The sequence below is a fragment of the Pleurocapsa sp. PCC 7319 genome, from assembly GCF_000332195.1.
In the GTDB taxonomy this organism is placed as follows: domain Bacteria; phylum Cyanobacteriota; class Cyanobacteriia; order Cyanobacteriales; family Xenococcaceae; genus Waterburya.
The window spans coordinates 4,350,708-4,372,736 of the sequence record NZ_KB235922.1 but is presented as its reverse complement, the minus strand read 5'-3'; the positions used below and the strand labels follow the sequence as shown (position 1 = coordinate 4,372,736).

Annotated in this window: 21 protein-coding genes; 9 read left to right on the top strand and 12 right to left on the bottom strand. The window is 39.4% G+C overall.

Annotation, left to right across the window (positions count from 1 at the left end; genetic code table 11):
- Positions 1-3: 3 nt before the first annotated feature.
- Positions 4-1,812, bottom strand: coding sequence for a bifunctional diguanylate cyclase/phosphodiesterase (locus PLEUR7319_RS0123935; RefSeq protein ID WP_019507763.1), 1,809 nt, complete (start codon positions 1,810-1,812; stop codon positions 4-6).
- Positions 1,805-2,281 carry a response regulator gene (locus tag PLEUR7319_RS0123930; RefSeq protein ID WP_019507762.1) on the bottom strand — a complete coding sequence of 159 codons (477 nt, stop codon included), beginning with the start codon at positions 2,279-2,281 and terminating at the stop codon, positions 1,805-1,807. Before PLEUR7319_RS0123930 ends, PLEUR7319_RS0123935 begins: the two co-directional genes overlap by 8 nt.
- A gap of 712 nt (positions 2,282-2,993) precedes the next feature.
- On the opposite strand from PLEUR7319_RS0123930, the gene PLEUR7319_RS38480 reads away from it, so the two are divergent.
- The 4 genes from PLEUR7319_RS38480 (at position 2,994) to PLEUR7319_RS0123910 (ending at position 7,938) form a co-directional block, all read left to right on the top strand.
- Positions 2,994-4,286: a serine/threonine-protein kinase gene (locus tag PLEUR7319_RS38480; protein WP_019507761.1), complete on the top strand. Its 1,293-nt coding sequence runs from the start codon at positions 2,994-2,996 to the stop codon at positions 4,284-4,286.
- Positions 4,287-4,399: 113 nt separating this feature from the next.
- Positions 4,400-5,242 carry a YaaW family protein gene (locus PLEUR7319_RS0123920; RefSeq protein WP_019507760.1) on the top strand — a complete coding sequence of 281 codons (843 nt, stop codon included), beginning with the start codon at positions 4,400-4,402 and terminating at the stop codon, positions 5,240-5,242.
- A gap of 187 nt (positions 5,243-5,429) precedes the next feature.
- Positions 5,430-7,025 (top strand): NAD(P)H-quinone oxidoreductase subunit 4, encoded by a 1,596-nt coding sequence (locus tag PLEUR7319_RS0123915; RefSeq protein WP_019507759.1) that lies wholly within the window; start codon positions 5,430-5,432, stop codon positions 7,023-7,025.
- 97 nt (positions 7,026-7,122) lie between these two features.
- Positions 7,123-7,938, top strand: a complete 816-nt coding sequence (locus PLEUR7319_RS0123910; protein ID WP_019507758.1) for an SDR family oxidoreductase — start codon at positions 7,123-7,125, stop codon at positions 7,936-7,938.
- 30 nt (positions 7,939-7,968) lie between these two features.
- Here the strand turns inward: PLEUR7319_RS0123910 and PLEUR7319_RS0123905 are convergent, their stop codons facing one another.
- The 4 genes from PLEUR7319_RS0123905 to efp all read right to left on the bottom strand — a co-directional run bounded on the left by PLEUR7319_RS0123905 (position 7,969) and on the right by efp (position 10,799).
- On the bottom strand, positions 7,969-8,592 hold the full coding sequence (locus PLEUR7319_RS0123905) for a GerMN domain-containing protein (RefSeq protein ID WP_019507757.1): 624 nt from the start codon (positions 8,590-8,592) through the stop codon (positions 7,969-7,971).
- An 85-nt stretch (positions 8,593-8,677) separates the two neighbouring features.
- Positions 8,678-9,550, bottom strand: a complete 873-nt coding sequence (locus PLEUR7319_RS0123900; RefSeq protein WP_019507756.1) for a DUF2993 domain-containing protein — start codon at positions 9,548-9,550, stop codon at positions 8,678-8,680.
- A gap of 73 nt (positions 9,551-9,623) precedes the next feature.
- Positions 9,624-10,130, bottom strand: a complete 507-nt coding sequence (gene accB / locus PLEUR7319_RS0123895) for an acetyl-CoA carboxylase biotin carboxyl carrier protein (protein WP_019507755.1) — start codon at positions 10,128-10,130, stop codon at positions 9,624-9,626.
- 108 nt (positions 10,131-10,238) lie between these two features.
- Entirely contained in the window at positions 10,239-10,799 is a 561-nt protein-coding gene (efp, locus tag PLEUR7319_RS0123890; protein ID WP_019507754.1) for an elongation factor P, read from the bottom strand.
- 403 nt (positions 10,800-11,202) lie between these two features.
- On the opposite strand from efp, the gene PLEUR7319_RS0123885 reads away from it, so the two are divergent.
- Positions 11,203-12,321 carry a peptidylprolyl isomerase gene (locus tag PLEUR7319_RS0123885; RefSeq protein WP_019507753.1) on the top strand — a complete coding sequence of 373 codons (1,119 nt, stop codon included), beginning with the start codon at positions 11,203-11,205 and terminating at the stop codon, positions 12,319-12,321.
- 186 nt (positions 12,322-12,507) lie between these two features.
- Here the strand turns inward: PLEUR7319_RS0123885 and lpxA are convergent, their stop codons facing one another.
- The 5 genes from lpxA to purC all read right to left on the bottom strand — a co-directional run bounded on the left by lpxA (position 12,508) and on the right by purC (position 18,068).
- Positions 12,508-13,302 (bottom strand): acyl-ACP--UDP-N-acetylglucosamine O-acyltransferase, encoded by a 795-nt coding sequence (lpxA, locus tag PLEUR7319_RS0123880; RefSeq protein WP_026102743.1) that lies wholly within the window; start codon positions 13,300-13,302, stop codon positions 12,508-12,510.
- A 66-nt stretch (positions 13,303-13,368) separates the two neighbouring features.
- Positions 13,369-13,854: a 3-hydroxyacyl-ACP dehydratase FabZ gene (fabZ, locus tag PLEUR7319_RS0123875; protein ID WP_019507751.1), complete on the bottom strand. Its 486-nt coding sequence runs from the start codon at positions 13,852-13,854 to the stop codon at positions 13,369-13,371.
- A gap of 92 nt (positions 13,855-13,946) precedes the next feature.
- Entirely contained in the window at positions 13,947-14,780 is an 834-nt protein-coding gene (gene lpxC, locus PLEUR7319_RS0123870; RefSeq protein WP_019507750.1) for a UDP-3-O-acyl-N-acetylglucosamine deacetylase, read from the bottom strand.
- 122 nt (positions 14,781-14,902) lie between these two features.
- Positions 14,903-16,942: a BamA/TamA family outer membrane protein gene (locus PLEUR7319_RS0123865; protein WP_083892592.1), complete on the bottom strand. Its 2,040-nt coding sequence runs from the start codon at positions 16,940-16,942 to the stop codon at positions 14,903-14,905.
- A 394-nt stretch (positions 16,943-17,336) separates the two neighbouring features.
- Positions 17,337-18,068, bottom strand: a complete 732-nt coding sequence (gene purC, locus PLEUR7319_RS0123860; RefSeq protein WP_026102742.1) for a phosphoribosylaminoimidazolesuccinocarboxamide synthase — start codon at positions 18,066-18,068, stop codon at positions 17,337-17,339.
- A 357-nt stretch (positions 18,069-18,425) separates the two neighbouring features.
- Here purC and PLEUR7319_RS0123855 point away from each other — a divergent pair, with 357 nt between their 5' ends.
- The 3 genes from PLEUR7319_RS0123855 (at position 18,426) to PLEUR7319_RS0123845 (ending at position 20,190) form a co-directional block, all read left to right on the top strand.
- Positions 18,426-18,680, top strand: coding sequence for a hypothetical protein (locus PLEUR7319_RS0123855; RefSeq protein WP_026102741.1), 255 nt, complete (start codon positions 18,426-18,428; stop codon positions 18,678-18,680).
- Positions 18,681-18,747: 67 nt separating this feature from the next.
- Positions 18,748-19,773, top strand: coding sequence for an ABC transporter permease (locus PLEUR7319_RS0123850; RefSeq protein WP_019507746.1), 1,026 nt, complete (start codon positions 18,748-18,750; stop codon positions 19,771-19,773).
- Positions 19,774-19,929: 156 nt separating this feature from the next.
- On the top strand, positions 19,930-20,190 hold the full coding sequence (locus PLEUR7319_RS0123845; protein ID WP_026102740.1) for a hypothetical protein: 261 nt from the start codon (positions 19,930-19,932) through the stop codon (positions 20,188-20,190).
- Between the two features lie 210 nt (positions 20,191-20,400).
- On the opposite strand, the gene PLEUR7319_RS0123840 is transcribed toward PLEUR7319_RS0123845, so the two are convergent.
- Positions 20,401-21,168: a transporter substrate-binding domain-containing protein gene (locus PLEUR7319_RS0123840; protein WP_019507744.1), complete on the bottom strand. Its 768-nt coding sequence runs from the start codon at positions 21,166-21,168 to the stop codon at positions 20,401-20,403.
- A gap of 89 nt (positions 21,169-21,257) precedes the next feature.
- Here PLEUR7319_RS0123840 and thpR point away from each other — a divergent pair, with 89 nt between their 5' ends.
- Positions 21,258-21,806 carry an RNA 2',3'-cyclic phosphodiesterase gene (thpR, locus tag PLEUR7319_RS38475; RefSeq protein ID WP_019507743.1) on the top strand — a complete coding sequence of 183 codons (549 nt, stop codon included), beginning with the start codon at positions 21,258-21,260 and terminating at the stop codon, positions 21,804-21,806.
- The last annotated feature ends 223 nt before the right edge of the window (positions 21,807-22,029 follow it).

Below are 22,029 nucleotides of genomic sequence, written 5' to 3'. Positions count from 1 at the left end.
AATTTATTGCTGTACTAGGCTTAAAACGTCTCTACTATTCAGGGGGTAAGCAAAAAGGTAGCCTTGTCCGTATTCACAACCCAAGCAACGTAAGATTTCTAGCTGCGCTTCTGTCTCAATTCCCTCAGCAATTACATCTAAACCTAGGCTGTGGGCGAGATTAATAATCGCTTTAATAATATCGTAATTAGTATTATTAATTTCTGGCCCAATAAATGAGCGATCTATTTTTACTGTATCAACGGGTAAATAGCGCAAGTAACTCAACGAAGAATATCCAGTACCAAAATCATCCAAACACAGCTTGATATCTCGCTCTTTCAACTGCTCTAAAACTTTTGTCACCGCAGAAGTATTTTCCATGAGAGTACTTTCAGTAATCTCTAACTTTAGATGTTTCCCCTCTAAATTGAGAGACTGTAATAGACGATCTATCTGGGGAATTAATTCAGGATGATAAATCTGAATTCGCGATAAATTAATGCTCATCGTTAACGGAGAGCTTTTATTAGTAAAGTATTTTTGCCAAGCTACTAGCTGATAACAGGCTTCTGAGAGTACCCATTGACCTAGGGCAATAATTTGCCCTGTTTCTTCAGAGATGGGAATAAATTTATCGGGGGGGATGGAGCCTAAAGAATCATGTTTCCATCTAACTAGAGCTTCTAAACAATTAATTTGTCCTGTGCTGAGAGAGACTATTGGCTGATAATTTAAATATAATTTTTGATTATTGATCGCTTGCTGTAAATCGTTTTCGAGGCGTAGTTTCTCTACGGCCTTACTCTGCATTTTTTCATCAAATAAGACTGAACTTTTGACAAAATTGACTTTGGCATACTGCATGGCCATATCTGCCGATTGCAATAGTTTTTCTGGCTTTTGATAATTACCCCGATTTAAAGCAATACCAATACTAACCGTAGAACAAACTGTACTGTTTTTTATTTCAAAAGGCTTGATTAAATGATGATAGAGATAGTCAGCTTGCTCTAGAATATCCTGAGTATTTTGAATATTGGTAATTAATAAGGCAAATTCATCTTCACTAATTCGGGCCACAATATTGGGACTATTGCTGACGTATGTTTCCAAGCGACGAGCCAACGCAATCAACAATTGTTCGCTAATTAAATAGCCTAAGCTATGTTTAATAATACTAAAACGATCAATGCTGAGTAATAAAACAGCAAATAACTTCTGCTGACGATCCTTCTGCGACGGATCTTTCTTCTGCTGGGGATCAGCTTTGCTGGTGCGTGGATCGCAATCGCCTTCGATATTTTGATGACAGTGAGCATTGAATTCTTGATAAAGAGAGATTTCGCGGCTCAAATGCTCCAGGAAAAGGGTCCGATTCGGTAAGCTAGTTAGTTGATCGTAAAAAGCTAGATATCTTAATCGATTTTGGGCAGTACGATATTCTTCTCTGAGCACTGCTTCTCTTAATTCCCTCTCTACCGCAGGAATTAGACGGGCTAACTTGCCTTTGACTAAGTAGTCATGAGCTCCAGCTTTCATCGCCGCTACTGCCGTATCTTCGCCAATTTTACCGGAAACAATGACGAAGGGTAAATCCAACTCCCATTCCTTAAGGAGTTCGAGAGCGGCGATCGCACTAAACTGAGGCATCGAATAATCCGCCAAAACAATATCCCAAGGCGGAGACTCACTGAGAGCCGCCTTCATATCTGCCTTAGTATCCACTCGTCGATGTATTATTTCGTAACCGCCACGCTCTAGTTCTATGGCTAATAATTCGGCATCATCTTCTGAATCTTCAATGATTAAGACTCGCAGAAGTTTACTCATTTAGAACTCCAAAAACAGGTGGAAGCTGGTTAACAGTCAACCAATACGTACTTATTTCTCTAACAAAATTTTGTAATTGATTAAAGTGTATCGGTTTCTGGATGTAACTGTTGCAACCATTAATATAACTGTCAATCAGATCTCGTGGTTCATTAGAAGAGCTAATTATGACGACAGGTAGTAGTTTAGTTTGAGGATAAGAACGAATGCGGCGTAAAACCTCGATGCCATTAATTTGGGGTAAATTTAAATCTAGTATAATCAGTGCTGGCATTGAAGTTAAATTTTGCTCCGTCGGCGATGGAGATGTTTCATCAATGTTGCCCTGTCCCAATAAATAATTTAAAGCTTCTAAACCATTGGAAAAAATGATCAAATTGTGAGGAATTGTGCCTTGAGAGAAAGCCAGCCTCATTAACTCGCGATCATCAGGATTATCCTCTACTAATAATATATTTTTGATTGACATAAATGTTATCGATACTGATCGCAGTCAACTGTATTGACAAGCGAGGCTGACTAATAGTTGCAGATTACTTCACCATCCCGATTAACATCGACGTCTTGATTCTACAAGATGCTTAGGAAGCATCGTAGACCAAGCTCCTAAACTATTGGAGTTCCCCCAGGCGGGATAAAATTCTAACAGCGGTGCAACCTTTGGTGAATATTGATAATATTTAATTAGGAGCAAAATGCAATATGCCTTAACAGCGCTTAATTATAATTAGAACTAATTTTGGTCATCTTAATTTACTGATGCTATTGTCTATTTAACATCACATCAAGAATATATCATAAGTATCACTTGAAGAATTTGATTGGTTGTCGTAAAGTTTGTCAAAAGTGTATATTTACGATGAATTTTGGTTGATCATGAATATTAGGTTATTTGCTATATGTACTTTTAGAACCTAGATAATTAATCAGATTCTATGTTATGCACTGCTAACTTAATCAATCTAAAGTTAGGTTAAAACTTTAAAAAACGATCAAGAATTATGAAATTAAAGATTGTGAGTAAAACTTACAAACTGATTAAATATTCCCATAAGTAGATAGGCAGAATAATTTATAAAACCATACTATTAAGCTATTCCCTATTCCCTATTCCCTTACTGTAGGCATTTTATATATTTAATTACACCCATCTACTTAGCTATTAAAAACAAAAGCGAGAAATGTATAAATCTCCCAATTTAACTAATCATGGATATGAAATCAATACCGAATTGGGACGTAATCGGGAGGGAGGAAGAATAACTTGGCAAGGAATTAATTTAACTAATCAACAAACAGTTATTGTGAAGCAGTTTTGTTTTGCCACCACTGACTCAAGCTGGTCAGGATATAAAGCTTACGAACAAGAAATTCAAGTATTAGAAAAGCTAAACCATCCTCGTATTCCGAGATATTTAGAGAGTATAGAAACAGAAGATGGTTTTTGTTTAATCCAAGAATATAAACCCGCTTCCAATTTAAAAAACTTCCGTCAGCTTACTTTACTTGAGATTAAACAAATTGCTTTAGAATTGCTCGACATTTTAATCTATTTACAACAGCAAAACCCTCCCATATTGCATCGGGATCTCAAACCAGAAAATATTCTGCTCGATCAACAGCTCAATGTATATTTAGTTGATTTTGGTTTCGCTAGTCTTGGTAGCCGAGAGGTTAGCGGTAGTAGTGTCTTTCAGGGAACTCCAGGCTTTATGGCTCCAGAACAGATAATTAAACCTACTCTCGCTTCAGATATTTATAGTTTAGGGATTACTATTGTCTGCTTATTGACCAATAAAGATATTACGGAAATTCGTAATTTAGCCTCAAAAGACGATCCTTATCAACTTGATTTAAAGTCTTTGTTGCCGAAGTTAGATCGACAATTTAGGCATTGGTTAAGCAAGATGACCTATTCTAAGGCTAGCAAACGTTTCCCAGACGCTTTGACGGCTAAAAATGCTTTACTCTCAATTACTGTTGTTCCAGAATTGCAGGGCAAGATGACTCAGACTAATGTTCCTCAATTGACAATGCTAATTAAACCAAAGATTATGTTCGGCATCTTGTCGATTTCTGGTTTAAGCACTATAGCCGTGAAAGCCATTTTGTTTGCTGATAGCCGCATTGAGCATACATTTATCAACATGGCGATCGCTATTATCGCAGCGATGGTGATTACCATTACTCAATTAGGGGCAGTACAAATTGTCCAAGCAGACCAACAGGAAAAATTAGAGGGTTTTGCTCTGACAATATTGATCCCAGTGTTGTTAGTATCTGCCAGTGGTTTACTCTGGGGCATGGGGGAAGCTGTAGGTGTCACTTCGGGGATCATCGTAGCTGAGATAATTACTGTCTCTTATTGTTGGTTACAAATCCCTGCTTGGAGAACAAAAAGTTTCCAGTTAAGGTTTGCTACTCTATTGATGGCGATCGCTTCGGGAATAACTTTAGGATTAAAATTAATTTAATTAGTTCAAGATTCATAAAGTTCTTGATTTCTATTAACTCTCCGTTATAATCCACAGTAGAATAATTCGGATAAAATAGTCTCACGATAAACGATGTTGTGGAGGAGACGACATTGGATGAACTCAAGGCAGGGTTAACTTTAGCCACAGAAGAAGAATTGCAACAGATTACTCAAATTCTTTTTCGTCGTCGCTTTAATCCTCTAGATTATTGGCAAACCCCCGAGCCACTTGCCATTCAAAGTCAAGATTGGAATGTGTGGATTGATGCTGTAGACCAAAGGTTTCGTTATTTAGCAGCAGATGGCATCACCGTATTGAAGGGTCGAACTCAGGAAATATCCTATCGAGAGATCTTAATCAAGGTTTGTCACTATTTGAAGATTCCCTATTCCGGGAACATGAATACTACCGATATTGAAGCCGAGATTTTTTTGCACTTAGTGAGTAAGGCCTGGAATCAACTGCCTACTCAAGAGCAAAACTGGCTCCAAACTCAAATTAATGCTTCTTTAGCCAAGGCACATCCTCCTGAACCTCTGCCTGTGCGGTTGCAACATAGTTCTCTAAAAATACTCTTAAAAGGTAGTGGAATTGTAGTTGTAAGTACTATTTTGAAGTCCTGGTTACTCAGGCACATCGCCAAACAGTTTGCGATTCACTTGGCTACTTATCAGGCAGCTAAAACAGCTTTGATTAAAAGTGGAACAACGGCTGTAGCTGGTTTAGGAAATCAATTGGCACTACAAGCAGCCAAGAGAGGAATGGCAATTAATGCTGCCCGCTATGGGGCAACTAGAGGTGTATTTAGTCTCTTGGGACCAATAGTCTGGGGCTATTTTGTGGCCGATCTAGGCTGGAAGGCGATCGCCACAAACTACAGTCGAGTTATTCCGATAGTTTTTACTCTGGCACAGATTCGCCTAATTCGTGGTGATTACTTGGCAATAAGTTAGTCTGCTTAAGAGAAACAGAAATAACAATCCCTAAAAAAGCTAAAAGCCAAAAGCCAAAGGCAAATAGCTATTTGATAAACAATTTGTTAAGAATGCCTGGAGTTTCACTAAATTCCTTGGAACATATATAACAAGAAAGGAGATTTATAAGTAAAACTATCTAATAAGATTTTCGCTCTAGGAATATATGACACACTTTCCCTGGTTAACTACATGCATTCTATTGCCCATCGTCGCTGCTTTATTTGTGCCGATAATCCCGGACAAAGAAGGCAAAACAGTGCGTTGGTATGCCCTAATCATTGGCTTAATTGATTTCGCAGTTATGGTCTATGGTTTTTACCAAGACTATGACTTTAGTAACGCTGATTTACAGTTAGTCGAAAGCTATTCCTGGATACCTGAATTAGACCTCAATTGGTCGGTTGGAGCTGATGGGCTATCAATGCCGTTGATTTTGCTGACCGGTTTTATTACCACCTTAGCAATTATGGCGGCTTGGCCTGTAACTTATAAGCCCAAGCTATTTTATTTTTTGATGTTGGCAATGTATGGCGGACAAATTGCCGTCTTCGCCGTACAGGATATGCTGCTGTTTTTCTTGGTTTGGGAATTAGAGCTAGTTCCGGTATATCTCATCTTGTCCATTTGGGGCGGAAAAAAACGTCTTTATGCGGCGACCAAGTTTATCCTCTATACCGCAGGAGGTTCCCTATTTATTTTAGTTGCTGCCTTGACTATGGCATTTTATGGCGATACCGTAACCTTTGAAATGAGTGCGATCGCTGCCAAAGATTATGCCTTTAACCTGCAATTATTTTTATATGCTGGTTTTTTAATTGCCTATGGTGTCAAGCTACCAATATTTCCCCTGCATACCTGGCTACCGGATGCTCATGGAGAGGCAACAGCTCCTGCCCATATGTTACTAGCGGGTATTCTTTTGAAAATGGGAGGATATGCCCTCTTACGAATGAATGCAGGAATGCTGCCTGATGCCCATGCCTTCTTTGCTCCGATGTTAGTTATTTTGGGAGTAGTTAATATTATTTACGCAGCATTAACTTCTTTTGCTCAACGCAATCTCAAGCGCAAAATTGCCTATTCTTCGATTTCCCACATGGGCTTTGTCTTGATTGGGATTGCCTCCTTTACCGATTTAGGTACAAGTGGCGCCATGCTACAGATGATTTCTCATGGTCTGATTGGTGCCAGCCTCTTCTTTATGGTGGGGGCTACCTATGACCGTACCCACACCCTGATGCTAGATGAGATGGGTGGTATTGGTGGCAAGATGAAAAAAATCTTTGCCATGTGGACTACTTGTTCTTTTGCTTCGATGGCATTACCAGGAATGAGTGGTTTTGTAGCTGAATTAATGGTTTTCGTGGGTTTCGCGACCAGTGATGCCTATAGTTCTACTTTTAAAGTAATTATCCTCTTCCTGGCTGCGGTTGGGGTCATTTTAACTCCCATCTATTTACTATCGATGTTACGGGAAATACTCTATGGTCCTGAAAATAAAGAACTGGTTGACCACACTAATCTGATAGATGCTGAACCCAGAGAAGTATTCATCATTGCTTGTCTCTTGATTCCGATTATCGGTATTGGTTTATATCCCAAACTAGTTACCCAGATTTATGACTCTAGTACTAGTCAACTAACTGCTAGATTGCGTAATTCTGTCCCCAGGCTATTACAGCAAGCAAAAGCCCCATCTAATCTCTATTCGATGATGCCTTTAACTGCTCCGGAAATCGAAGTTGTTAGCAGTAAGTAAATATTATTGGTTAACGATAATCTAAGAATTCATTTAACAAAAAAGGGTTTAGCATTGCTAAACCCTTTCTATTTTTTACTCAGCAACTATTGAAATAATGAAATATTTAAATCAGCATGCAATCATAACGGGGGGATCTAGTGGGATTGGTAAAGCCACTGCCAAGTTATTAGCCCAACAAGGAGCAAATATTTCCCTGATTGCTCGCGATCGCCCTAAATTGGAAATTGCCCAGCAAGAAATAGTAGCAGCAACTGTAAATTTAGAGCAAAAGATCTTAATTTTCACAGCCGATGTAGCCCAACAACCAGCAATCCAAACAGCAATTCAAACAGCGATCGCCCAATTAGGCTCACCAGAACTACTAATTACCTCCGCAGGAATAGCTTACCCTGGTTATTTTGCTGAACTGTCCTTAAAAGTTTTCGAGGACACCATGACAGTGAACTATTTTGGTACTCTATACAGCATTAGAGCTGCGCTACCAGCCATGGAACAGCGAGAGCAAGGGAATATAGTCATAATTTCTTCTGGCGCAGCTTTAATCGGCATTTATGGTTATACCGCCTATTGCCCTTCTAAATTTGCCCTTAGAGGGTTAGCAGAATCTTTGCGAGGGGAACTTAAGCCCAAGGGAATTGGGTTAACAGTTGTGTATCCACCTGATACCGATACTCCTCAACTAGCAGCAGAAAATAAAATTAAGCCTATCGAAACCAAAACAATTACGGCAACTGCCAAAACCTGGACAGCCGAAGCAGTTGCGCAGCAAATTATTCAGGGAGTTGCCCTCGGGCGATTTGTGGTTACTCCTGGTACAGAACTCACAATTTTAAATCGCTTTCATAGCTTGCTTGCTCCTTTGTTAAACTGGTATTTTGACCGTATCGTTAAGAAAATGAATAATGAATAGTTAATAAATAAGAAAAAGCTCAGTCTATATTTATAAAGTAAAGTTATCTTTAAAATCTTGTCTGGTCATCGGTTGGTTAACCATAATTCCTTCTTGCCCTAAATTGTTGAGCGGTTTTCCTTCCACATTGAGCCAAACACGTTCCCCAGGGTTGGAACTAGTAGCAGTATAAATAACCTGTGCCAACCTACTACTCATTGAGGCACTCCCGCCACCAGAGACAAACTCTTGAGATAGATTGAGATGAATCCCCTCTTTGTCCATAGTTAAATTGAGTAATTTGGTCCCTTCAGGAATAGCCGTAGTATAGGTCGAACCTTGAGGTGGACTAGAAAATAAAGTTTCCAAAGCAGTTTCTAAGACTCGCTCAGATTTAACTGACTTTTGAAAAGTCATCGTGTTAGAAACTAATTGAATACTTTGATCGGTTGGATTCAACCAACAAACTTCAACAACTTTTTCTTGTGTAATTGGTTCTGGTACAGCTGGAACTTCCTCTTTAACTATTGGAGAAGGGATTGGCGGAGAAACTTGAGCTTCTCGTTCCAGGGCGGTCTTTGCCCACCAAGCAGCACCTCCTCCCGCCGCTAAAATAATTCCTGTAATTGCTGCCACCACAGGAAGAGAAAAACGGTTTTTGTTACGATCCTGCATGGTTGATGCTCCTGCTTAAGAGAAATTGGTCAAAAGATAAAAGGGTTATGTTATACAAATCCCTCGTCAGATTAGGGAATTACTTTTATCTATTTGAAGACAATTGAGTCGTTTTTGTTTCCACTTTCGCAAAACCAACTAACTTTAATTTATCTTCATCAATTTCTAATTGTAAGATACGGGCTAAAATTCCGTTGCTTTCTAAGAAACTCAAATTAAGGCGATCGCTAATGCCTTCAGCAAAGCCTGTTAGTAATCTAGATGACATTGGGCGACCATTAACTGTACCTTGCGGTTCTGCAATCCGAATTGTCTTCCCTTTTAAGACTAAAATTTTAAATTCTAAATCAATAGCTAACTCTCTGGTCAGACTACTGTCAGTTGAAGATGGCGCAATAGCATTACGATTTATTTCAGAATTCGTGCTCGGTCTGCTTAAGTTAAATTTTACTCCGAAGCGATTTGCTGAGTTTAATTCTACTTGGGGAGCAATCAACTGATAGGAGATATTAGTAGAACCAGCTTTACGAATTATGAGGCGGTTAAGAACCTGTTGCATTTGAGCCACCACTTCAGGAGATTTTAAAGCTTGATTAAGATCGTCCTCCGTCACAATTAATTTGGCGGCACCCTGCAATGGTTGCTCCAGAGATTCTCTCAAGCCATCTATACTATTAAAGTCTAATTTGTCACGATTAAAATGAACCCGATCTGTTTCCAATTCTAAAACTGCTATTCTCAGATCGGGTTTGATTGTTACTCCTCTGGTGGCAATTCTGACTTGTTGCAGTTTTCCTTGGGCAATTCCATAGCTAGGACTATTATCTACCCGAATATCTTGTTCCTCGATGCTGATTAACTGAGAGCGAATTCGATTAGCAGCGACAGAATCAAGAATTATGCCACCACTAGATACTAGAGACAATAATCCTGACAAGACAATCGTTAGAACTTCCATTAGCAACAAAAATCATTGAACGATGAGAACTTAACATTTAACATTTTGCTCAATGGTAAATTTTAAATGAATTTTAGCCCGGATTAACTCTCATCAATACTTGTCCAAACTCTACTGGTTCACCATTTTCGACCGAAATTTCCATAATTTGCCCAGATACTTCTCCTTCAATTTCATTCATTAATTTCATCGCTTCAATAATGCATACGGTATCGCCTTTATTAATGCGATCGCCTACAGACACAAATGGATCTTCATCTGGTGCGGGAGCAGAGTAAAAGGTTCCGACCATAGGAGAGGTAATATCCACCCATTTTTTATCATCAACTGCAGAAGCAGATGGTGCTTCGGGAGTAGCCTCTGTCATAGTCACAGTGGCTACCGGGGGGGGTGGGGTAGCTGGAGTGTTGATTGTTTCGACTACTGGGGTGGAGACAGCTGTAACTTGGGGAACAGAAATTAATTTTGCTTCCTTACGCACAGTTAATTCAAAGTCATCATTCTTAAGAATCAACTCCGAAATGTCGGTTTTAGAGATCGCTCCTAGTAAGTCGCGGAGTTCTTGAAAATTTATAGACACAAACTATACAACCGTTATTCTAGTAATTTTGTAAACTCTCGAAGATAGCTGTGTAGTAGGACCTATCTAAGAGATTAAGCAGCTCATCATTCGGCTTTAGAGAAGTAGTTAATTTTCTCGACCCAAATAAGAACCATCACGAGTATCAACTTTAATTTTTTCGCCAATGGAGATAAACAAAGGTACCATTACCTGGGCTCCTGTTTCTACAGTAGCGGGTTTAGTCCCTCCTGTCGCCGTATCTCCTTTTACTCCAGGATCAGTATCGGTAATTTCTAAAACTACTGAGGTTGGTAATTCTATCTCTAGCACTTTGTCATTCCAAAAGATGACATTAACTTCCATTTCTTCTTTGAGAAAATTCATGCGATCGCCCAAGCTTTCGCTATTTAAACGAGTCTCTTCGTAAGTTTCCATATCCATAAAGACAAATTCATCGCCATCTTTATAGGTATGCTGCATCGTACGTTTTTCTAAATTAGCCTGAGGAACGGTTTCACCGGCGCGAAAAGTTTTTTCGACTGTATTTCCCGACTGCACATTTTTGAGCTTAGTTCTGACAAAAGCCGAACCCTTGCCTGGTTTGACGTGGAGGAATTCTACTACCCGCCAGACAGAGCCATCTAGCTCGACAGTAACTCCTGTGCGAAAGTCATTACTAGAAATCATGAAGCTAAAAATACTTGCTTAGAGATCGACATTTAATTGTACATGATGAAGGAATACAGACAAAAGTATGGAGAAAGGGAGCCAGAGATTATTTCCCGCTCATACCGTAGAGTAATCTCTGACCGTTAGTTAGGTAGCAAACAAGTAAAGAAATGTTGACAAGAGAGTTCAATAACTAAGAACATACACCTTAGTAGATTTGGTTAGTCCAGGGCGTGCCATCATTTGGGGGAAAGATACTTTTGAAGGTATTTTAGCGAGATACAAGAAGAAAAATGTTCTGCATAGCAGAGCTACGGAGGTTATTTTTCGACGCAGTAGGTCGTTAAAATAGCGAAAAAAGTACTTTTTTTCTAATTGATGACACGCCCTAATTATCCGCGCTCCAATCAAGATTAAATTTATGAACTCAGAAAAAAAAATTCTTTTTAAATGGTTCCAGCCTTGGTTAACCAATCAAGTGTTGAATGTTGTCCTGACTTTGGTAATCTTTATTGCTGGTTTGTTTAGTTGGCCAACTCCAGCATCGGCAATTCTTGCCCAAGGAGATGCAGTTACCGATCCTCGAGCTATTCTTAGATATTCTTTACCCATAGATAACGATTTTGTGAGAAAACTTCAGGGAAATTTGGAAGATATTTCCAATCAACTTCGTGGTAAGCGTTGGCAGAATATTAACCGCGATCTGAAAAATGCTAGTTTTGTTTTATCTTCTCGTCGAGAGAAACTCTTGGCAACAGTCCCTAATGAACGTAAAACTCAAGCAGAATCTTTAATTGAACAGCTAGCTGCTGGTACTGAAGAGTTAAAAGAGATCGTCGCAGCTAAAGATCGCGAAGCAACTTATGTTAAAAGGCAAGAATTACTGGGCTTAGTTGGTGATTTAGAACAATTGATGGTAGTTGGATTTCCTTTTGAAATTCCAGAGGAATACAACAACTTACCCCAGCTTTTGGGTCGGGCTACTGTAGCCATGGAAACTAATAAAGGCGATCTAGAAATTGTCATTGATGGTTATAGTGCACCAGTCAATGGTGGAAATTTTGTCGATTTGGTGAAACGGGGATTTTATGACGGTTTAGACTTCAATCGTGCCGAAGATTTCTATATTCTCCAAGCAGGCGATCCCCCAGGAAAAGAAGTTGGTTTTATCGATCCTCAAACTAATCAATACCGTGCTATTCCTTTAGAGGTACTTGTTCCCGGGGATGAATTACCTGTTTATGGTGAGACCTTAGAGGAATTGGGTCGCTATTTAGACCAGCCAGCAATTCCTTTTAATGCTTATGGCGCGATCGCTTTGGCTCGTCCTGCTGATGATCCTAATGGTGGTTCTTCGCAATTTTTCTTCTTTAAATTTGATACAGAAATTACCCCTCCTGGTTACAACCTAATGGATGGACGTTATTCGGTCTTTGGTTATCTGGTCAAAGGGAAAGAAGTCCTCGAAGAATTAACCGCAGGGGACAAAATTATCTCGGCGAAGGTGATTGATGGTATTGAAAACCTGAAAGAACCTTAAAAAACGTTAGTTCGGAATTCGGAATTCGGAGTTAGGAGTTAGCCCTTCGGGTATCTCCTACAGAGGCGCTTCGCGAACGACAGTACTTGCGGACAAGTCCTTTGATACAAAAGTTGCTCGTGGATAAAACCCCCATGAGCAACTTTATCAAGAAGCTAAGAGTTTCTAATGATAAAATTTGGTACTTCAATTCTTGCTGAAAATCAGCCCTCGTCTACCTGGAGAGCTTGATTGATGCACGAAATTTCGTAGATGCTGAATATATTGATTGTCAGATAACATCTCTAATTTAGCGATCGCCTCATTCAAGGAGAGCTTTTTTAAATACAAACAACTAAAAGCTTTTTTAAGTTCGCGAATTTCATCATGAGAAAAACCCCGCCTTTTTAGCCCTGTGAGGTTAAGTGAACGTACTCGGGCAGGATTACCCTCTACCATCATATAAGGGGGCACATCACGGCTAATACGGCTCATTCCGCCTACCATTGCCAGACGACCGATATGGACAAACTGATGAATACCTAAAACACCACTAATAATTGCCATTGATTCTATATGAACATGACCAGCGATCGCTACACTATTAGCAATTACCACTTCATTGCCAATGAGACAATTATGCCCCACATGACTATAGGCCATCAATAAATTATCGTTACCCAGTACAGTGGCTTCCCCTTCTTCGGTAGCACGATTAATCGTTACATACTCTCGGATACGATTGCGATCGCCAATGATTACTCGACTATTTGCCCCTTTATACTTTAAATCTTGAGGTTCTAAACCAATCGCCGCACCAGGAAAAATTTGATTATCAGCACCAATTTCCGTTAGTCCATCAATGATGGCATGGCTTCCTACTACTGTATTCGCACCAATAGTAACCTGACTACCGATTACCGCGTATGGTTCAACTCTTACCGTCGGATGCAGTTGGGCGTGATTATTTATAACAGCAGTCGGATGAATTAAGGTGCTCAAGATCAATTCTCCCAAGGGCAATAGCTCGTCTCACAATTTGACAAAATTGAGAATAATTTAAGAAGGTCACTTATCGATCAAGGAAAACATCATTTCCCCTTTAACCGCAAGTTCGCCATCTACTTCCCCTTTACCCTGCATTTTGGCAATGCGATTTTGTTTTAATGATAAAAGTTCTACTGTCATCGTCAAGCGATCGCCTGGAACTACAGGACGACGAAAACGAACTTTATCGATTCCGGCAAAGGCAAAAAACTTACCAGCCATGTCTGGTAGCTGAACTAAGACAATTCCTCCCACCTGAGCCATTGCTTCGACCATTAATACTCCAGGCATTAAGGGAAAATCAGGAATATGTCCGGGAAAAAAGGGCTCATTAAAGGTAACATTTTTAATTCCTACAGCTTTCTCCCCAGGGACATAATCAATAATGCGATCTACTAGAGCAAAAGGGGCGCGATGAGGTAATAGTTGATGAATTTCTTGAACACTAAAAGTTGTTTTAAGGTCAGTATCTGGAGTTGCTAAAACAGAATCTTGAACGGTTGACATGGGAGATTGATAGTATTTCTATATTTATTTAATTAATAAACTTACCTTGATTTAAGGTTGGGAAGGCTAGGAATATTTTATTAAATCTCAGATTAAATAATTTCAGCTATTTTAGTTGCCAACTGAATATGCAGCTTATGACTCGCTTTATAAGCAATAAAGTGAACGCTCGGTATTTGTCCCAATAAACTAATATCCCCTACTAAATCTAATAGTTTATGACGGGCTGGTTCATTCGTAAATCTTAAAGGGGGATTGACCCAACCAGAATGACTACAAACCAAGGCATTTTCCAAACTCCCTCCTTGAATTAACCCCGCTTTTTGTAGCTGCTCGATTTGTTCGGCAAAACCAAAAGTACGGGCAGGAGCAATTTCGGTAGCAAAATTATCCTGACTAGGATTCCAACTATGCCATTGATTGCCAATGACCTCGTAAGGAAAATCGATACCATAGGTAAAACGAGTTTCTGACGCTGGTAAAGCAGCAACAAATGAGTCTTGGTCCCTAATCCAAATTGGTTCTTGGAGTAGGAAGGTTGGATGGTTAACTGGGGATTCAGCCGAATGGTTAATAATCCCCACCTTGGCGATCGCCTCACACCAGTTTTTAGCCGAACCATCTAGTAAGGGAACTTCTTCTCCATTAATTTCAATGTGGGCATCATCTATACCATTAGCCGACAAAGAAGCTAAAAGATGTTCTACGGTACGTACTTTGGCTTCTCCTGCCACTAATTCTGTAGACAGAGTAGTTTGTCCCACCGCACCAACTTGGGCAGGAATAATCGGCTTTTCAGGTAGGTCTGTACGCACAAAATAGCGACCATCTCCAGGATTAGCAGGCATCACCTTTACGGTGGTATTTGTACCCAAGTGCAACCCCACTCCCGACAATTCAAATTCTCTCTTAACCGTACTTCCCATATTTGTAATAAACGCAATCAATCCAGTCTTCGCAAGATCGAGATAATCAGTAATCAGTAATCAGTAATCAGTAATCAGTAATCAGTAATCAGTAATCAGTAATCAGTAATCAGTAATCAACATCAGAATTTCTCGCCAATACCAAATTGAATCTCGTTACCATCATCATCATTAATTCCATAGTCAACCCTAATGGGTCCTAATGGAGACTGTACCCGAACCCCAATACCATAACCATAACCACTACCAGGTAAGTCCCTAACATCTCCAGGCGCACCAGGTACGTCACCCTGAGTACCTAGAGTTGTACCGTAGTCAAAAAAGACTGCGCCACCAATAATTCTGAAAATTGGGAACCGATATTCTGCAGTAGCCTGGAAATAGCTCTTACCGCTACCGACTTCACCATCACCAAAACCACGAACAGAATTACTACCACCTAAGATAAAAGCTTCGTAGGGAGGTAAGTCTCCCAGTACTGTCCCTCCTTGAATGTTGAAAGCTAGCGTTTCTGGTCCATCATTAAAGCGAATAATATTAATGGGAAAAAATCGACTGTAGTTGGCTCGGATACGATTAAACAAGATGCTACCTGAACCAATAGGTACAGTTTGCTCTGTACTCAATCTCAATACTGAACCCTTAGTAGGTTGTAAGGCATTATTACGGCGATCGCGAGTAGCTCCAAAACGGAGGGTAAACAAATCATCTGTACCATCATCGCTAAAGGCCAAATTTTCACTACCATCCTCGACTCTGGATATAGGAGAAATGTCCCCATCACTATTTTTTACATCGACCCGTTGATACTGAAAACCTGTAGATAGTGTCCATTCTCGACGCTTAAAAGGATCGCTAGTTAATGGACGAGCAAAGTTAATCCCGCCTCCTGTGCGGACAATTCGGGGAGAATCACTACCATCAGCCGTTTGTATATCGTCATCCCCGTTAAACACTAATGATATGGAACGACGACGAAAAGCATTAACGGTATAAGAAGTGCGACTTTTGCTGGTAGCAATCCAAGGATCTGTAAAACTAACATCGAATAAAAAACTATCATCTCCAATCTGTAATTCTGTCCCCAGAGTTTGATTATTACCGCCCAAGTTTTGTTGACGATAACTTACCGTACCAAACAACCCACTATCAGAACTAAAGCCAGCTCCAGCAGCAATTGAGCCACTACTCCCCTCTACGACATCAATATTAACTATTACCTGACTGGGATCGGTTCCTGGGCTAAATGAAAAACGAGCATCTTCAAAAATACCTAAGCCAAAAACACGTTGTAAATCTCTTTGAGCTGTATCTCGTTTAAAAACATCCCCTGGCTGTAATTCTACTTCTCGCGTAACGATAAATTCGCGGGTTTTACCTTCTTTAGGTTCATCGTCCTCATCAAAATATCTAACTTTAATATCCTCAATTACCCCTTCCGCTACAACCAAGGTGACTATTCCATCGGGGCTGACTTCAGGGGAACCAACAACTTGAGCTAGTTCATATCCATTATTGCTATACCATTCGTTTATTTTGATAATACCGTCTTGTAATTCTCTCAAATTGAGAATTTGACCATAGTTTTGACCAAAAAACTCATCGACTTTTTTTGCTGGTAAAACTTGGCTGGCTTTTCCCTCTGGTACAGTCTCGATGACAACCTCGTTTAAAATAGGATTGGCTTCAACCACAAAGGTAATCCTTACTCCTAAAGGTGTATCTCCGGGAGTTACTTCTACGTTTTGAAAAAATCCTGTAGCGTAAACAGCGTTGACATCTTCTTGTAGCTGAGTCCTAGTCGTAGTTCTACCTGGTTCGGTACTAATCGTGGCGTAGACAATATCCTTCAGTTCTTCATTTGCTCCTTCTACAAGTACCTCTGCTACCAGCACGCGGGGATCGTTTGAAGTTTGCTCAGGTTGCTCAGGTTGTTCAGTATTTTCGGGTGTTTGTCCTGGTGGAGGTGGCTGAAACTCAGGTAATTTTATGTTTGGATCCACTTGCGGATCAGAATTAGGTTGCGATGGTAATTGTGGTTGAGTCCCAGAATCTTGAGAGATGTAGGTAGGCTGAATATTTCTCAGTAATGCTGCACCATCAGTAATCCTTACTCTGTTTGATTGAGAATTAGGAGTGGTACTTTCTGCTCTAACGGACATTGATAGTCCTAGAGTCAGGGTTGTAGCCAAAATTTTGATTAAGGTAGGAGATAGACGCACGTTTTTTGATTCGATTAACACTTCTACACACCAAATAGAGCAATCAACAAGTTAACATTTTGATCCCTGTTTTTGCTAATGCTTTTTTACTTATTACATAACTCATTTGATTGATTTTACCTAATTAAAGCTTTAATTTAATCAAAAAGTTACCATACAATTGTGATTACATTTTAGTTGAACAGCTGAAAACTATAGACTATAAATTCCACTTAATGTTCCCAATCTTAAACTAATCAATTCGTTTCATTAATAGATTTGATTGTTCATTAATTATCTTCATTAGAGTGAAATATTTAAGTTAAATTTTGAGTAAGGAAAATAACAAATATAGTTACTTGTTTAATTGAGTTAAAACTCGCTGCTGAACTTGTTGATATGCAAATTCTACTTGTCCTAAATCCTTTCTAAAGCGGTCTTTATCCATTATTCTCGCTGTAGAATCAGTTTGCTTATTATCCCAGAGACGACAAGTATCAGGACTAATTTCATCTGCTAGAAGTATATTTTGTTGGCTATCAATACCAAATTCTAGCTTGAAATCTACTAAGGTGATATCACACTGAGTAAAAAAGTAGCTTAGTTTTTCATTGATTTTGAGAGCCATACTCTCGATTTCTTCGAGTTTATCCGGTGTAATAATATTTAGTAGAAATATTCGCTTACGAGTTAACAAAGGATCTCCTAATTCATCACTTTTATAGTAATAATCTACCAACGGAGAAGATAATACTTTGCCTTCTGGTAATCCTGTTTGGCGACAAAGGCTTCCTGCTGCAATATTTCTGACTACGACTTCTAACGGCACTATGGAAACAGCCTTGACTCTCATCTGATTGGGTTGAGGGCAATCAAGATAATGAGTAGGTATTCCTTCTGAGGCTAACCACTCAAATAAAGCTGCGGTAATCTGGCAGTTTATTTCTCCTTTGCCTGGAATTTGTCCCCGCTTTTGGGCATTAAAAGCTGTGGCATCATCTTTGTAAACTGTTAGTAGGATATCTGGATTTTCTGTGGAATAAAGAATTTTAGCTTTGCCTTCGTAAAGTTTTTCTCTCTGTGGCATCATCTTTAAATTTTTATTAGTCTTGATTGAAAGTTCAATAGTCACAGATTACTTTGCCGTGGAACGACATAGCCTTCTTGCTCAATAGCCTTAATGGGGGGAACCCCCACAACGGCTTTTCGCGCTGCTGTGACCGTTGGTCAAGGAAGATTGGGATGAAAATTTAGATTAAGGGAAGGTTAATAAAACCTCAATATCTTGTTAAGATTTAAAATAAAACCCTGTTTATAGTACCGCTATCAAGGATCATTTGTGTCTAACACTCTCAAATATAATTTAAGTGTAAAAAATTGTTAACCTAGAACCAGAATAAATACAATTTTGTTACAAATTGGTCTAGAAAAAATAGTTATTGTTATGACAAATAATAAAAAAACTGACGAATTTATCTATCCGCGTTATCCCTATCATGGGAAGGTGAAACCGGAAAATATAGTCTTTAATTCTAATTTGCAAGAATTTGCCCAAAAGATTAGCTATATCTGTAATTTAGAAACTGGTGGAAAATTGCCTCCAGATAAAGCATACAAAAAAATTAAATCTTTGTGGAAAGAACTCAAACGAAGTAAAAAAGAGTTAGGGATTGGTCAGAATAACTACGATAAATCATAGATCAAGTTATATTTCTAGTCTCTAGGTTGGCTGTTATAACTAATAAGGTTATAAATTATGGCTCAATATGTCTCGCTCTAAAGCTCTACAATCTTATATTTTAGTTCGTTTGCTCCTTGCTCCTTTGATGTTGCTGACGATCGCCACTATTGTATTTTTACTTTTGAGGGCAACTCCTGGCGACCCAGCTGACGCTATTTTGGGTACTCGCGCTCCAGAAGCAGCTAAAGAAGCATTGCGATCGCAATTAGGTTTAACAAATCCTCTATGGCAGCAGTATTTTGATTATCTTAGAGATCTACTCAGTTTTGATTTAGGTAGCTCTCTCACCAGTCGTGGTTTATCGGTTTGGTCAGTAATTAAAGAGTATTTTCCCGCTACTGTTGAACTATCCTTTTGCAGCATGCTCGTGGCAGTGATTGTCGGTGTGCTGGTAGGAATGATTTCTGCTTCTTCATCGAATAAATTTCTGGATGCTGGAGGACGGTTATTTGGTATAGTTACCTACTCTCTGCCTTTGTTTTGGGTGGGAATGGTATTGCAGTTGATTTTTGCCGTGAATTTAGGCTGGTTCCCCTTGGGTACTCGTTTCCCGATTAGTGCTCCTACTCCACCTCATGTGACGGGTTTATATCTAATTGATAGTTTGTTAGCAGGGGATCTGGGAATGTTGCTCAATACGATACACTATCTTGCATTGCCCAGTATTACCCTTGGTTTATTATTAAGTGGTATTTTTGAACGTATCGTCAGGGTTAACCTCAAACAAACTCTTCAAGCTGATTATGTCGAAGCAGCCAGAGCCAGAGGAATTCCTGAGAGAACAATTTTAGTTTCCCACGCCATGAAAAATGCCTTAATTCCGGTAATTACAGTATTGGGTTTAACCTTTGCTGCACTACTCGGCGGTGCGGTATTAACCGAAGTAACCTTCTCTTGGCCAGGATTAGGTAATAGACTATACGAAGCCATTTCCCTGAGAGATTACCCTACTGTGCAGGGGGTGATGGTATTTTTTGGCATTATTGTAGTGATTGCCAGTATCGCGATCGATATTATCAATGCTTATATCGATCCGAGAATTAGGTATTAGGGTGATGGCTAATGGCTAATGGCTAATAGCTAATGGCTAGTTGCTAATGGCTAATGGCTAATGGCTAATAGCTAATGGCTAGTTGCTAATGGCTAATGGCTAATGGCTAGTTGCTAATATTCTAAATATGTCTACAAATCCAAAAATTATAAGCTCATGCCTCGTATAAATATTCATAGCCTCTCAATGCAAATTAGCCGTATGTTTGAGCAAGGACAGTCCTTCTTCTGTGCGATTAAGGTACAAGATTGGCTGAGAGAACGTAATGAAAATCCTGATGATTACGAAATTTCTTTTCATGAAAAACCTGCCCCACCAGGATCGGGATTGATTATCATGCGAGAAATTGAGCTACGCCGTAAAGATGGCAAACCTGTAGAAGCTTGGTTACAAGAGGATGTAAACAGCTATAGCTGAATTATGAAAGTCAAAAGTTTAGAGTAAATAGTCAAAACCATTTGAACGAGGGAAATTAAGAAGATAGCGGCTATTAGAAAAATTGAAACTAGCAGATTGAATTGCTTGAACCCCACGATCGCAAATCTACTGTGAATCGGCAACACTAATCCAGAACATACAGCGATCGCTAAAGAACATCTCTAGCTTTGTTTTCATCCCTCATCCTTTTCACAGTCCCCAATATTCAATTCTTTCCTCCAGCCAACCAGATTCTCTCCAGCGATTGATCGCCTGATTAACTTGGGAACGCAGTTCTTGATACTGTAAACCTTTAGGCATCACAATAGCTAAAGCTGCACCTGAAAGTCTCTCTGGTAGTAATTTATATGCTGGATATTCTTGTTGCCAACCAGTCAGGATAGTGCGATCGCCTGCAAAAGCTTCAACTTGTTTGGTTTCGATAAGTTGTAATGCTTCCTGATAGGAGTCTACGCCGACTAATTTCGCCTGAGGTAGCTTGTTGCGAAGTACAGCAATAGTTACGGAATTTTTCAGTACAGCTATCTTACTGCGGGTTAAACCGCGAATACTTTTAATTTCAGAATTTTTAGTAACTATGCTTGTACCATCTAAATAATAATAGGGACTAAAATCGACTATTCTGGCGCGAGGAGTAGTTACAGATACTCTGGAGATCGCTAGATCGACTTTATCATCCAAAACTACTTGCAATCTTTCTGTATTGGTAACGGGTAAAAACTTTACAGCTTCAGCATCTCCTAATAATTCTTCAGCTAACTTGCGGGCAAGATCGATTTCTAAGCCCACTAAATTTTCCTGCTCATCTTTAAAACCGAGGGGTCGGAGATTGTCTTTGACGGCAACTTTTAATTTTCCCCGAGATTTAATTTCTGACCATTCCTCAGCAATAGTTAATTGCGACGTAGCTGTCCATAGAGCGATCGCTATCAGAAAATTCAGAAGCCTTGATTTCATTCTGTTAGTACATTTGTTGGCTTAAGCAAATTTAACATCTAATGAGTATTTTGCAGAATAATTAATTTTTAAGCAATAATCAACATGATATGAGCAAACTATTACGCCTTTTTGTGGGAATTTTTCCCAGCCCATCTACTCAAGAACAACTCTACAAAAAAGCAACAAACTTGTCTCAAAGCCTTCAAACTCAAGTACGGCTTTTAGCACCGAAAGCATTACATCTAACCGTAAAATTTATTGGTAATGTCGATGAAACTCAGTTAAGTGACTTGACCAAAACTTTTCTCAAAGCAAGAGGAAATCTGCCCTCGGCATCACTACAAATAAGACAATTTATACTTTTTCCTTCTCGTCGCCAGCCCAGAGTATTGGCTGCTGAAATCGAGCGATCGTCAGAACTAGGATATATTTTTCAATTTTTCAATCGAGGCTTCAGCGACTTGGGAATAGCTGTCGACCAACGCTCATTTCATCCTCACATCACTGTGGCACGAGCGCGCCGTTGGCAGCAGGAAAAGATTGATCCAGCAATATTGCAACTAGTTGAGCCGATTACATCGGTTGCTTTTGTCAGTTCACAATTGACTTCTGATGGAGCCAAGTATACTGTTGTTTCATCTGTACGACTTAATTGAAACTTAGTTAACCAACCCACAGTTCGAGTTTCGATAATTAATTTGTATCTTACAGCAGTTTTCGATTGGGTAGACCACATTGATCTATTCAGGGAACAGGGAACAGGGAACAGGGAACAGGGAACAGGGAATAGAAATTTACTTGTTTGTGTGGTCTATTTAACTGAAAAGCGTAGTAAAAAGGGTAGTTGACATAATTAATTCGCAGGAGAAAGCTATATTG